Source organism: Paraburkholderia phenazinium (genome assembly GCF_900141745.1).
In the GTDB taxonomy this organism is placed as follows: Bacteria; Pseudomonadota; Gammaproteobacteria; order Burkholderiales; family Burkholderiaceae; genus Paraburkholderia; species Paraburkholderia phenazinium_B.
In genome coordinates, this window is record NZ_FSRM01000002.1 from 640,634 (window position 1) to 653,249 (window position 12,616).

A 12,616-nucleotide genomic window follows, 5' to 3' on the forward strand; every position below is an offset into this window, starting at 1 on the left:
GCTGTATCCGTGCTGCACATCGTTAGGGTCCGTAACGCGCTGTCTTTTAACGAAATTTGCCAATTCGTTCTGACGGCTAAACCCGAAGCAGTTGCAGCCTCAATATAAGAACACCGATATGCCCGATTTGCGCTGGACCATGCCGGTAGCATACTGGTCCTTCTGGTCCCCCATGTCCGCGACGAAACCCGATACAGGTTTTATTGAGCCGATGGTGCGTCGACGCCTGAGCTCCCTGTCAAAGGCGGCGCTCAAGGTAGCGCACGACTGTACGGACGGGAAACAGGCCATACGCATGGTGTTCGCATCGCGACACGGGGAGTTGCGGCGCACCACCGACATCCTGCGCAACATCACCGCGGCCGAGCAGGTCTCGCCGAACGCCTTCAGCCTGTCTGTCCTGAACGCCATGTCCGGCATCTTCGGCATTGCGCGCGGCGACCGCTCGCCCGCGACGGCCATCTCGGCTGGCCCGGAATCGCTAGGCTACGCGTTGCTCGAAGCCTACGCGCAACACATGCAGCAGCCCTCGCCGCCAGTGCTGGTCGTCTATGCCGACGAGCCCGCCGATGCGGTGTACGGCAACGTCGCGGACGAAATCCAGGAAGGCGCCCTCGCAATCCTGGTCGACGCAGACACCGCCCAAGGTCACCTGGAATGCGCCGTCAGCGGAATGGACGAGGCAAACGGGGCCGATCCGCGCCTTTCCACACAAAGCGAGGCGCTTGTCCGCTGCCTCGACTCCCGCCAGCCCGCAGCGTGGCAAAGCGCGAACGTCAGCTGGCAATGGAGATGGCATGGCCGCACGGCTTAATTACGGCTGGCGGCTCTTCGCCACGGGCATGAGCTTCGTGGTGTTCGGCATCTGCGGCATGCTGTTCTCGATCCTCGCCTATCCGCTCGTCTGCCTGTGGCCGCATGCCGCGTCCCGTCAACGTGCGGTCACGACGGTGATTCACTATTTCTTTCGGGCACTCGTCGCGGCTCTGAAGTGGACCGGCGTGATGGAACTCGAAGTCGAAGGCGTGGCGAGATTGCGCGCCAGCGGCCCGGCCATCGTCGTGGCCAATCATCCGACGTATCTCGACGTCGTAGTGCTGCTCTCGCTGGTACCGTCGGCCTGCTGCGTGGTGAAGAACGCACACTGGGGTAATCCCTGCTTCTGGGGCATCGTGCGCGCGGCCGCTTATGTGAGCAACGCAGACCCGGTCGAATTTGTCACGGACTGCTCGCGCCAGCTCGCCGCGGGCCATACGATGATCATTTTCCCCGAGGGCTCGCGCAGTCCCGCGCCGAACCGGTTGCACGCGTTTTCACGCGGCTTTGCCTATATTGCGCTGGATGCGGGGGTACCGATTGTCCCGGTCCTGATGAATTGCAATCCACCAGCTTTTACGAAGGAAATGCGCTGGTACGATGTGCCGCCGCGTCCGTTCCGTATCAGCGTGAACGTGCTCGATCCCGTCGGGGCCGAGCAGCTCGCGATTCAGGATGAACCGCCGTCCCTTGCAGCACGAAGCGTGACCCATGCTATCGAGAAGCACATTACCCAGCACCTGTTCGACTATGGATTCTTTAAAACTGGAAATTAAGCAGCTCCTGATCGACGCGTTCGATCTGGAACACCTGACGCCCGCGGATATCGACGACGACGCGCCGCTCTTCGAAACGGACGGCGTCGGACTGGATTCGATCGACGCGCTGGAGATCGGCATCGTGCTGCGCAAGCAATACCACCTGGTTATCAGCGCAGATGACCCGCGCATGCGCGATCACTTTCGCTCGGTCAGCAGCCTGGCGGCGCTGATCGCCAGTCAGCAGGATACGGCCGCCGCAGTCGGCGCAACCGCAAGCACAGGGGAATAATCGTGACCGAGGCAGAAATTCTGGAGCGCATTCGCGCCATTTTCAAAGAGAACTTCGCTATTGAGCCGGCACGTGTGACGCCCGAAGCGCATCTGTTCGAAGAACTCGATCTGGACAGCATCGACGCCGTCGACCTCGCGATCAAGCTGCAGGAAATGACAGGCCGCCGTATCAAACCGGAAGAGTTCAAGCAGGTCCGCACGGTCGGCGACGTGATCAGTGCGATCGAATCGCTGCTCGCGGCACAGGACTGATGCTGTCCGTCCCCTCGTGCAAACAGCAGGTCGTCGAAGCTGCCGCGCACGATACCGAGGCTGATGAGGACCTCGCTGCACCGGCGACGGTCGCCGTGCATGGCGAGGGCAAAATGCGTGGCAACCGGAGTGGCAAACCAGGCGGGAAATTCAGCGGCCCGCTGAGCATCGCCACCAAGCTCGCTTATCCGCTAGTCATCCTGTGCGCCTGGCACTGGGATGCGCCGCGCTACGTCGGCTGTATGCTGTTCGCTCTGCTCTGGCTGCAACGCTGGGCCGGCACCGGTACGTTCGCGAGCTCGCTGCGGCGGCTAACGCCGGTCGACTGGTGCGTCGCCGCGGTGCTCAATGTCGCGTCGGTGGCGATCGTGTGGACCAACAGCGAACTGCTGCTGCGGCTCTATCCTTCGCTCGTCAATCTTGGCCTGCTGGTCGCATTCGGCGCCACACTCGTCGACGGCCCGTCGATGGTCGAAAAATTCGCCCGTCTGCACAATCCCGATCCGACTCCGCAGGTGATCCGCTATACCCGTCGCATCACGCAGCTCTGGTGTGTGTTTTTCACGCTGAATAGCGCGTTCTCCGTCTATACCGCATTGTGCTGGCGGCGCGAAGCCTGGTCGCTGTATAACGGTGCGCTCGCCTATGTGCTGATCGGCGTGCTGCTGCTAGCCGAGATCGCGTGGCGCCGCTTCGTCATGCTGCCGAGAGCCGCGGGTTCGGGGGCATCATGATCGCGCTGCATGACCTGCTGGTCTCGGCGCGCGCCGATCACACACCCGTGTGCCGCGACGCCGACACCGTCCTTGATTTCGCTTTCTTCCGGGCCCGCACGTTGCGGCTCGCTGCCGCGCTGCGGGCGCAGCCGGCAAAGCGCTACGCGTTGTGTCTCGACGATCCGTTCGACTTTGCCTGCACGCTCTTCGCGTTGCTCGCGAGCGGCAAAGAGCCGGTCATTCCGGCCAACGCCACGCCGGGATATCTCGCGGATCTGGCCGATGCCTACGACTGCCTCTTCACGGCGGCCGATCTGGCGACACTGGAACATGAAGCGGTGCGCCAGGATGAGCCAGCTGACACGTGGGCAATCGATCCGTTCGCTCGCCTGACGCTCTTCACATCGGGCAGTAGCGGCGCGCCGAAGCCCGTTCACAAGACGCTCGCCCAGTTCAACGCCGAAGTCCATACGCTTGAAAAGCAATGGGGAGACATGCTCGGCGAGGCGACGGTTCTGGCGAGCGTTCCGCATCACCACATCTACGGGATTCTGTTTCGCGTGTTCTGGCCGCTGGCGGCCGGACGTGCATTTGATCGCACCGTCAGCACCGACCCGCAGGCGCTCCAGGCACGCATCGCCCAATGCGGCGCGGCAGTCGTCGTGTCCACGCCGGCGCAACTGTCGCGTTGGCCCGATCTGCCGGCCTTCGCGACACTGACGCCGGCGCCGCTCGCATTCTTCTCGTCGGGCGGCCCACTCGCGGCCGAAACGGCGCGTCAATACGCCGAGCGTTTCGGCGCCGCGCCGCTCGAGGTGTACGGCAGCACCGAAACCGGCGGCATTGCGTGGCGCCAGCAGGACAAGTCGGACGCGTGGCGGGCGATGCCCGGCATTCTGGTCCAGCGTGCCGAAGATGGCGCACTCAGTGTGCGCTCGCCGCACCTCGGCCACGACGAGTGGCACCGCACCGACGACGAAGCCGCCTTCGACAGCGACGGCCGCTTCCGTCTGCTGGGACGCCTTGATCGCGTCATCAAACTCGACGGCAAGCGCCTCTCGCTGGCCGAGCTCGAAGCGCGTATCGCGCAGCATCCGTTTGTCGCGCAGGTTGCGGTGACGCGGCTCGCGAACGCCTCGCGCGAACGGGCCGGCGCTGTCGTGGTGCTGACCGAAGCAGGCATCGAAGCATTGCGCACGAGCGGACGCGTGGCGCTTGTGAAAGCCTTGCGCCGGCATCTGGCCGCGTATTTCGATCTCGTCGTGCTGCCGCGTCACTGGCGCTTTCGCCTCGCCTTGCCGTTCGATGCGCGCGGCAAGCTTCCGGCCGCCGCGCTCGCCGCAACCTTCGAGGCGCGCGCGGACGGTGTCGAGGTGCTGGCCGAGGCTCGACAGGGCGACGTGTTCTTCTACGAACTGCACGTGCCACACACGCTGGTCCACTTCGCGGGGCACTTCCCCGGCTTGCCGATCTTGCCCGGTGTCGTACAGGTCGACTGGGCCATCAAGCTCGCTGCAGTCCAAGTGCCCGCTGCGACCAATGTCGCTTCGATAGACCGCCTCAAATTCATGGCGCCGGTGCCGCCCGGCGCGCAGCTCAAGCTGACGCTCACGCACGATGCGTCGCGTCAACGAATCCAGTTCACTTATCGTCTTGGAGAGCGCGACTGCGCCTCGGGCGCGATCGTCTACAGGGAGCCTGCATGAGCAACGCTGCCTGCATCGTGATCCCTATCTATAACCACAAGGACGCGATTGGCGCGACTGTGGCGAATCTGGTCGTGCACGGCCTGCCGCTTTACGTCGTGGACGACGGCAGCGACGAAGCGACCCAACAGGTGCTCGCCGCGCTGGCGCAGCAATACGCCGGCCAACTCACGCTGCTGCGTTTGCCGGTCAATGGCGGCAAAGGCGCGGCGGTCATGGCCGGTCTGCGCGCCGCACGCGCGGCAGGCTACACGCATGCCTTGCAAATCGACGCCGACGGTCAGCACGATGCCGCCGACGTACCGCGTTTTCTCGAAGCCTCGCAAGCCAACCCGCGCGCGGTGATTCTCGGCCGGCCGGTGTATGACGCGAGCGTGCCGAAATCACGGCTCTACGGCCGCTATGTGACGCATGTCTGGGTATGGATCGAAACGCTCTCGCTGACGATTCAGGATTCGATGTGCGGGTTCCGCCTGTATCCGCTCGACATTGCTTGCGCGCTGATCGACAAGGTAAAGCTCGGCACGCGCATGGACTTCGACATCGAAATCCTCGTGCGTCTGCACTGGCGCCGCGTCGAATTCATCGCGATTCCAACGCCCGTGACCTATGCGACGGACGGGGTGTCCCACTTCGACGTGCTGTGGGACAACGTGCGGATCAGCCGCACGCATACGCGGCTCGTCGCCGGGATGCTGTGTCGCTTGCCGCTACTGCTGCTGCACAAGGTGATGCCGCGGCAAGCCGTTAAGGCCGACGACGACGCCAGCGCGACAAGCGCTACCGGTGCCAACGAACGCAACGATGGCAACGAAGGCCATGCCGCCTGGTGGCGCATGGCCGAACGCGGCAGCCGCCTCGGCATGATGTTGCTCGTGCTCGGTTGCAAGACAATTGGCCCACGGCTCACCGCGTGGTGGCTGCATCCGATCGTCGCGTACTTCCTGCTGACTGGCCGCCCTGCGCGCGAAGCGTCGCGGTGCTACTTCGAGCACCTTGCACAGGCTTCGCCACAGCAGGAAACCCCACATCCGGGATGGCGCTCCGCATATCGGCACATGCTCGCGTTCGCGCAGTCCGGCTTCGACAAACTGACGGCGTGGTCGGGCCGGATCGCACCGGCGGACTTCAATTTCGACGATGCCCGCGCACTGGACGACCTGCTCGCGAGCGGCCGCGGCGCGCTCGTCATCGGCTCGCATCTCGGCAATCTGGAGATGGCCCGCGCGCTCGCGGTACGCGGCGCGCAAACCAAGGTGACAGCAATCGTCTACACGGAGCATGCGCGCCGTTTCAACAGCGTTCTGGCCTCGGCGAACCGCGAATTCACGCAGCATCTGCTGGAAGTGAACGACTTCGGCCCGGAAACCGCGATGATGATGCAGGAGCGCGTGGCGCGCGGCGAACTGCTGGTGATCGTAGGCGACCGCACGCCTGCCCGCCAGATGGGCCGGACCACGACCGCGCAGTTTCTCGGCGCGAGCGCGCCCTTCGCTCAGGGGCCCTACGTGCTCGCGCATGCGCTCGAGTGTCCCGTCTATCTGTTCTTCTGCCTGAAGGAGCGCGGCGGCTACCGCTTGTATTTCGAGCCGTTCGCCGAGCGCATCGAACTGCCGCGCCGCGAACGCGAGCGGCACATTTCCGCGTGGGCCCAACGTTATGCCACGCGCCTCGAGCACTATTGCCGTAAGGCGCCCTATCAATGGTTCAACTTTTTCGATTTCTGGGCGCGCCCCAGCGGAGGCGCACATGGCCGAAAATGATTTGACTCAGGACGTGAGACAAGTGACGCGAGCGGAAGCGGGACCCATCACGATCGGCGGCCGGCGGCTGACGATCGAAGAGGTGGTTGCCATTGCACAGCAACGTGCACCGGTCGCTCTGAGCACCGATCCTGCCTGGCGTGAGCGCATCGCGCGCGGCGCCGACTTCCTGCGCCGCCATCTTGCCGCAGGCGCGACCGTCTACGGGGTCAACACCGGCTATGGCGATGCCTGCGTGGTCGATGTGCCGATGGAGCTGGTCGAAGCCCTGCCGCTTCAGCTCACCCGCTATCACGGTTGCGGCATGGGCCGGCACCTCGATGACGACGAGACCCTTGCGGTCATCGCCGCGCGCCTCAATTCGCTTGCCTACGGCTTCTCCGGCGTGCGGCCGGTGCTGCTCGAACGTGTCGCGGATCTGATCAACCATCGCGTGCTGCCGCGTATTCCGGCCGAAGGATCGGTTGGCGCAAGCGGCGATCTCACGCCGCTGTCGTACGTCGCGGCGGCACTCGTGGGCGAGCGCGAGGTGCTGTTCCGCGGCCGCCTGCAGGAGGCGCGGGAAGTGTGGGCCGAACTCGGACACGAGCCGCTCACGCTCGCGCCGAAAGAAGGTCTCGCGCTGATGAACGGCACCGCGGTGATGACGGGACTCGCATGTCTCGCGTTCGCGCGTGCCGCGCATCTGACGCGGCTCGTTGCGCGCCTGACCGCACTGTCGACCATCGCGCTCGACGGCCGCGCCGCGCATTTCGATCCGTTGCTGTTCGAAGCGAAACCGCACGCCGGGCAGGCCGAAGCCGCCGCCTGGATTCGCGACGACCTCACCGGCCGCGATGACACGCCGGGCCACCGTCTGCAGGACCGCTATTCGATCCGTTGCGCGCCGCATGTGATCGGCGTGACGTGTGACGCACTGAGCTGGATGCGCCGCGATATCGAGAACGAGCTGAACAGCGCCAACGACAACCCGTTGATCGATCCGGACAGCGAACGCGTGCTGCACGGCGGCAACTTCTATGGCGGTCACATCGCCTTCGCAATGGACGCGTTGAAGACCGCCGTGGCCAACCTCGCCGATCTGATGGACCGGCAACTGGCCTTGCTTGTCGACGACAAGTTCAACAACGGGCTGCCACGCAACCTCTCCGGTGCAACCTCGGCGCGCGCGCCGATCAATCACGGCTTCAAGGCCGTGCAGATTTCGTCGTCCGCGTGGACGGCCGAAGCGCTCAAGCAGACCATGCCCGCGAGCGTCTTCTCGCGTTCCACCGAAGCGCACAATCAGGACAAGGTCAGCATGGGCACGATCGCCGCGCGCGATTGCCTGCGTGTGCTGGAACTGACCGAGCAGGTCGCCGCGGCGCATACGCTTGCCACCGTGCAGGCGGTCCGTCTGCGTCTGCGGATCAACGATGCGACGTTCGTCCCGCATCCGCTGCAAGCGTTTGTGGAAAGCGTGAGCGCAAGCTCGCCTTTCGTTGACGAAGACCGCGCGCTCGAGGCGGACCTGCGCGCCCTGACCGCGCGTATCGCTGCATGCAAGCTGGTCGAGCACCCTGGCGGAGGCGCGCAATGAGCGATTCATCCAAAGTTCTGACGGCGAGCGCGGCCGTAGAAGTGCCGTTTCACGATGTCGACGCGATGAACGTCTGCTGGCACGGTCACTACCTGAAGTACTTCGAAGCAGGCCGCGCTGCGCTGCTGCGGGCATTCGATTACGACTACCCGGAGATGCAGGCGTCCGGTTATCTATGGCCTGTCGTCGAAGCACATCTGAAATACGTGCGCCCGGCCCTTTACGGCCAAAAACTCGAAGTACGCACGCGACTGCTGGAATACGAAAACCGCCTGAAAATAGGCTATGAAATCGTCGATCTGGCATCCGGCACGCGATTGACGAAAGGCTATACGACGCAGGTCGCGGTCAACGCAGCCACTCAGGAATTGCAGTTCGTCTCGCCGCCTGTCGTCTTCGAAAAGCTGGAGCGCGTATGGGCACGTTAAGACCACGCGTCGCACATGTGATGCTGGTAGCAGCTGCGAGCCTCGCTCTGCAGCTCTCGGTGTCACCGGCACGCGCCGCTGCTGCTGCGGCCGCGCCGCCAAACGCCTCCGCAGCCTCGGGCTCGACTCAAAGCACCAATCTCGTATCGCAGATCGCCGCGCAGTTGGGGCGCGCAAATGGCATCCGCGCGCGCTTCACGCAGACACAAACCCGCGCGGCGCTGAAACAGCCGCTGGTCAGTTCAGGATCTCTGCTGCTGATGCGTGGACGTGGGGTCGTCTGGCACGTCGAGACGCCGTACCAGGCAACCTATCTGATCACCGATGCAGGCGTGAGCGAAGTCAACGCGGCTGGGCAGCGCGTGACGGGAGCCAGCCCTCACGGCGCGTCAGGTCCGCACGGCGTCGCCGAGGTGTCGGGGATGATGCGCGCGATGCTCGGTGGCGATCTTTCGGCTCTCTACTCGCAATTCGACGTGCAAGCAGTGGGCACGTCGGCGCTGTGGCAGATGCAACTCACGCCCAATCAACCGCAGCTCGCCCAGGCGATCAAGGAATTGCAGATGAGCGGCGGCAACTATCTGCGCACCTTGCGCATTACGCTCGCGAGCGGCGACGTCACCAGCCTGGACTTCACAGACAGCACGCCGGTGACCGACCTGACGCCCGCCGAGAAGCAGTTGTTCGGAGCGCCCTAGTGGACGTATTGCACACGCGAAGCGCGAAACAGGCATGGGGCATGCGCGCCGCGTGGCTGGTGTTCGCGCTCGCCGCGGCGGTGTACTGCGGCTGGCGCTTCGCAGGCCCGTCGCCGCTGCAGACGAATCTGCTCGCGTTGTTGCCGGCTACAGAGGCAGACCCGGTCGCAGAAGAAGCCGTCGACAAGCTCGCCGCCGCGCTCGGCGACCGCACGGTATTGCTGGTCACGAGTGACAACGCGGCCCATGCGAAGGCTGCCGCAAAGCAGTTGGGCGCGACGTTGTCCGCGACTGGCGCGTTTCGCTCGGTGACGGCGACCTTGCCGCCATTCGATATGTCGCAGATCGGCGCGCTGTACATGCCCTACCGCTTCGGCCTGCTCGCACCAGCTGATCGCACGCTGCTGGCCGGCGCGCCGCAGAATCTGCATGACATCCTGCAGCGCCGTCTTTACGCACCCGCCGAAGGCGGCCTCGCCACCCAGCTCGGGGACGACCCGTTCGGCTGGCTCGAGCACTGGCTGGACGGTTTGCCGCTCGCCACCTCCAATCTGCAGATCGAGGACAGCCTGCTGGTCTCGCATCGCGGCGCGTCGACAAGCGTGTTGGTGATGGCAACACTGCCCGGCTCCGCCTACGAGACGCAGACCCAGCGCGCGGTGCTCGCTGCTGTCGCACACGGTGAAGCAGAACTGAAGCAGACGTACCCTGACGTCACGCTCGCGAGAACCGGAGCCGTGTTCTACGCCCAGGCGGCGCGCAGCGCCTCCGAACATGAGATGCACGCCATCGGCCTCGTATCGATGTGCGGCATCGCGCTGCTGATGCTGTGGATCTTTCGCTCGCCACGGTTGCTGCTGCTCGGTTTCGTTTCGACAGCGCTCGGCATTGTCGGCGCCCTCGCGGTGACGCTGCTCGTCTTCGGGCAACTGCATCTGCTGACGCTCGTCTTCGGCGCGAGCCTGATCGGCGAAGCGGTCGATTACTCGATCCAGTATTTTGTCGTCTATCTGGGCGCGCAACGCGGCTGGGATTCGCAACGCGGCGCACGGGCAGTTGCGCCCGCGCTGAGCGTTGCGCTCGCGACGAGCCTGCTTGGTTACGCGATCCTCGCCTGCGCACCGTTCCCCGCCCTCAAGCAGATTGCGTGCTTTGCCATCGCAGGGATTTCGATCGCCTTCGCTTCGGTCCTGTTGCTGTTGCCGACGCTGCTTATCCGCGCACCGGCTCGCAGCCCGCAGTCCGTGTTCAAGGCCGCGGCACGTCTCCTGAAGAAATGGCATGCGCTGATCGGCGGCCGCCGGACTGTGTGGCTGGCTGCGTTGTTGATAATCGCTTCCGCGCCGGGCTGGCTGCAACTGAGAAGCGATGACGACATCCACCTGCTGATCCAGCGCGACCCGACGCTCGTCGCCCAGGAGCGCGAAGTCGCTCGCGCAGTGGGCGTCGACAATACGGCGCAGTTCTTCGTGGTGCGTGGCGAAACGCCGGAGATCGTGCTGGAACGTGCCGAAGCGCTCGGTACGAAACTCGATGCGCTGACTGGAGCGTCGAGTGCGGGGAACTGGCAATCGGTGACGTCATTCGTGCCGTCCGCGCAGCGGCAACAAGCCGATCACGCGCTGCTGGCCGCCCACGTGTTCAATGACCCTGCGGCCTTGCGCACGATGCTGCTGCAGGCCGGGTTTCGCGACGAAGTCGTGGATACCTGGCTCGCGGACTACGGGAAATCAGCCTCCTCTGTGCTCACCATCGACCGCTGGCTCGCCGCTCCATGGTCGCAGCCGTTCCGTCATTTGTGGCTCGGCGAAACGCAGACGACACCCCGCGCTTTCGCCGCGGTCGTGATCCCGCAAAGCGTCACAGCGGCTAACGAGCCCGCACTGCTCGACGCCGCGCACGCAGTCCCGGGCGTGAGTTTCGTCGACAAGGCTGCGAGCGTGTCGAAGCTGTTCGGCGAATATCGCGTCGATGCCGCCGTCTGGCTCGCGGGCGCGCTGCTGCTGGTGCTGATCCTGCTGATGGTGCGCTACCGGGCGCGCGGCGGCCTCGCCGTGACGCTGCCGGTGTTGCTGGCGGTTGGCGTCACGCTCGGGGCGTTTGGTTACGCGCACGTCCCGTTCACGCTGTTCAACTGGCTTGCGCTGATGCTTGTGCTCGGCGTAGGCGCAAACTATGCCGTGTTCCTGCGCGAAGGCACCTTGCGCGTCGATGCAGACCCCGGCGCGGTGTGGACCGGCGTGCTGCTGTCGTCGGCAACGACGCTGCTGTCGTTCGGCATGCTCGGCATGAGCTCGATGCCGGCGTTGCGCAGCTTCGGCGCGACGCTGTCGCTGGGCATCATGGTGTCCGTGCTGCTCGCGCCCATCGGCATTCCGTCGAAACAACAAACATCTCGCACTGAGGGAGAACCGGCGTGAGCACGTCACGTGTTTATCTGCATGCGCTCGGCATGATCAACGCACTCGGCAACGACGTGCCGTCGATCGTCGTGGCGCTCGCTAACGGACAGGCTCCCGGCATGGGTACGCTGCGAACTCGCCTCGGCGAGACCTTCGTCGGGCGCGTCACGAGCGCGTTGGAGCTCGCGCCGCCCGCTGCCCTCGCATACTACGACTGCCGCAACAACCGTTTGCTACTGGCCGCGCTCGCGCAGATCCGCCCTGCCATCGAAGCGGCGCGCGAACGATACGGCGCCCGCCGTATCGGCGTGATGCTCGGCACCAGCACGTCGGGCATCAGCGCAGCCGAAGCCGCTCTGACGCAACACGCTGAAACGGGTGAGATGCCTGCCGGTTTCGACTATCGCCAGATGGAAATCGGCACGGCTGCGCCGTTCGCCGCTGCGGCGCTCGGCGTGGAAGGACCGGCGTTCACCGTATCGACGGCCTGCACCTCGGGCGCAAAGGCCGTGATCTCGGCGCGCCGGCTGCTCGAATTGAACCTGTGCGACGCAGTCATAGCCGGCGGTGTCGATTCGCTGTGCGAACTGACAGTGCAGGGTTTCGCCTCGCTCGAATCGACCAGCGTGACACGTATGAATCCACTGAGTCGCAATCGCCGCGGGATCAATATCGGCGAAGGGGCAGCAGTATTTCTGATGAGCCGCGACGAAGGACCGGTCGTGCTCGCGGGCGCCGGCGAATCGAGCGACGCGCATCACATCTCAGCGCCTGATCCGCAAGGCGTCGGCGGTGAACAGGCGTTGCGCGCCGCGCTCGATGATGCAGGTCTTGCGCCGTCGTCGATCGGGTACGTGAACCTGCATGCAACGGCCACTCGCAAGAACGACCAGATGGAAGCGCACCTGATGGCGCGGGTCTTCCCCGGCGGTGTCGCAGCCAGCGGCACCAAACCGCTCACCGGCCATCAACTTGGCGCGGCGGGCGCAAACGAACTCGGCTTCGCGTGGCTCACACTCGCGCGCGACGACGTCGCATTGCCGCGTCATCTGTGGGATGGCGAGGCCGATGCAGAACTGCCGGTGCTCGACCTCGTCGAGACAGAACGTTTTTTGCCGCGCCATGCGGGCGCACAATACGTGATGAGCAATTCTTTCGCGTTCGGCGGCAGCAACGTCAGCGTGATACTCGGACGGTGAGCGAC

The 12,616-nt window shown here is 64.7% G+C and carries 12 protein-coding genes; all 12 read left to right on the top strand.

What is annotated here, in order from left to right; translation table 11 throughout:
- Positions 1-172 precede the first annotated feature (172 nt).
- The 12 genes from BUS06_RS22920 (at position 173) to BUS06_RS22975 (ending at position 12,611) form a co-directional block, all read left to right on the top strand.
- A complete protein-coding gene (locus BUS06_RS22920) occupies positions 173-814 on the top strand; it encodes a beta-ketoacyl synthase chain length factor (protein WP_429289171.1) in 642 nt (213 codons plus the stop codon).
- Positions 798-1,592, top strand: a complete 795-nt coding sequence (locus BUS06_RS22925; protein ID WP_074266722.1) for a lysophospholipid acyltransferase family protein — start codon at positions 798-800, stop codon at positions 1,590-1,592. Before BUS06_RS22920 ends, BUS06_RS22925 begins: the two co-directional genes overlap by 17 nt.
- Positions 1,567-1,866, top strand: coding sequence for a phosphopantetheine-binding protein (locus BUS06_RS22930; protein WP_074266723.1), 300 nt, complete (start codon positions 1,567-1,569; stop codon positions 1,864-1,866). The genes BUS06_RS22925 and BUS06_RS22930 overlap by 26 nt, the downstream gene beginning before the upstream one ends.
- Before the next feature lie 2 nt (positions 1,867-1,868).
- Positions 1,869-2,120 carry an acyl carrier protein gene (locus BUS06_RS22935; RefSeq protein ID WP_074266724.1) on the top strand — a complete coding sequence of 84 codons (252 nt, stop codon included), beginning with the start codon at positions 1,869-1,871 and terminating at the stop codon, positions 2,118-2,120.
- A 113-nt stretch (positions 2,121-2,233) separates the two neighbouring features.
- Positions 2,234-2,854: a COG4648 family protein gene (locus tag BUS06_RS22940; RefSeq protein WP_074269244.1), complete on the top strand. Its 621-nt coding sequence runs from the start codon at positions 2,234-2,236 to the stop codon at positions 2,852-2,854.
- The gene (locus tag BUS06_RS22945; RefSeq protein WP_074266725.1) at positions 2,851-4,542 is read left to right on the top strand and encodes an ApeI family dehydratase; all 1,692 of its coding nucleotides are present in this window, start codon (positions 2,851-2,853) and stop codon (positions 4,540-4,542) included. Before BUS06_RS22940 ends, BUS06_RS22945 begins: the two co-directional genes overlap by 4 nt.
- On the top strand, positions 4,539-6,305 hold the full coding sequence (locus BUS06_RS22950; RefSeq protein WP_074266726.1) for a glycosyltransferase family 2 protein: 1,767 nt from the start codon (positions 4,539-4,541) through the stop codon (positions 6,303-6,305). Before BUS06_RS22945 ends, BUS06_RS22950 begins: the two co-directional genes overlap by 4 nt.
- The gene (locus BUS06_RS22955; RefSeq protein WP_074266727.1) at positions 6,292-7,884 is read left to right on the top strand and encodes an HAL/PAL/TAL family ammonia-lyase; all 1,593 of its coding nucleotides are present in this window, start codon (positions 6,292-6,294) and stop codon (positions 7,882-7,884) included. The genes BUS06_RS22950 and BUS06_RS22955 overlap by 14 nt, the downstream gene beginning before the upstream one ends.
- Entirely contained in the window at positions 7,881-8,312 is a 432-nt protein-coding gene (locus BUS06_RS22960; protein ID WP_074266728.1) for an acyl-CoA thioesterase, read from the top strand. The genes BUS06_RS22955 and BUS06_RS22960 overlap by 4 nt, the downstream gene beginning before the upstream one ends.
- Entirely contained in the window at positions 8,300-9,010 is a 711-nt protein-coding gene (locus BUS06_RS22965) for a LolA family protein (protein WP_074266729.1), read from the top strand. The genes BUS06_RS22960 and BUS06_RS22965 overlap by 13 nt, the downstream gene beginning before the upstream one ends.
- Positions 9,010-11,430: an MMPL family transporter gene (locus tag BUS06_RS22970; RefSeq protein WP_074266730.1), complete on the top strand. Its 2,421-nt coding sequence runs from the start codon at positions 9,010-9,012 to the stop codon at positions 11,428-11,430. Before BUS06_RS22965 ends, BUS06_RS22970 begins: the two co-directional genes overlap by 1 nt.
- Positions 11,427-12,611 (top strand): beta-ketoacyl-[acyl-carrier-protein] synthase family protein, encoded by a 1,185-nt coding sequence (locus BUS06_RS22975; RefSeq protein WP_074266731.1) that lies wholly within the window; start codon positions 11,427-11,429, stop codon positions 12,609-12,611. The genes BUS06_RS22970 and BUS06_RS22975 overlap by 4 nt, the downstream gene beginning before the upstream one ends.
- Positions 12,612-12,616 lie beyond the last annotated feature (5 nt).

Coding starts and splice junctions, on each gene's coding strand:
- BUS06_RS22960 (WP_074266728.1), top strand. CDS start 7,881: ATGAGCGATTCATCCAAAGTTCTGACGGCGAGCGCGGCCGTAGAAGTG.
- BUS06_RS22930 (WP_074266723.1), top strand. CDS start 1,567: ATGGATTCTTTAAAACTGGAAATTAAGCAGCTCCTGATCGACGCGTTC.
- BUS06_RS22950 (WP_074266726.1), top strand. CDS start 4,539: ATGAGCAACGCTGCCTGCATCGTGATCCCTATCTATAACCACAAGGAC.
- BUS06_RS22955 (WP_074266727.1), top strand. CDS start 6,292: ATGGCCGAAAATGATTTGACTCAGGACGTGAGACAAGTGACGCGAGCG.
- BUS06_RS22925 (WP_074266722.1), top strand. CDS start 798: ATGGCCGCACGGCTTAATTACGGCTGGCGGCTCTTCGCCACGGGCATG.
- BUS06_RS22940 (WP_074269244.1), top strand. CDS start 2,234: ATGCGTGGCAACCGGAGTGGCAAACCAGGCGGGAAATTCAGCGGCCCG.
- BUS06_RS22920 (WP_429289171.1), top strand. CDS start 173: ATGTCCGCGACGAAACCCGATACAGGTTTTATTGAGCCGATGGTGCGT.
- BUS06_RS22965 (WP_074266729.1), top strand. CDS start 8,300: ATGGGCACGTTAAGACCACGCGTCGCACATGTGATGCTGGTAGCAGCT.
- BUS06_RS22945 (WP_074266725.1), top strand. CDS start 2,851: ATGATCGCGCTGCATGACCTGCTGGTCTCGGCGCGCGCCGATCACACA.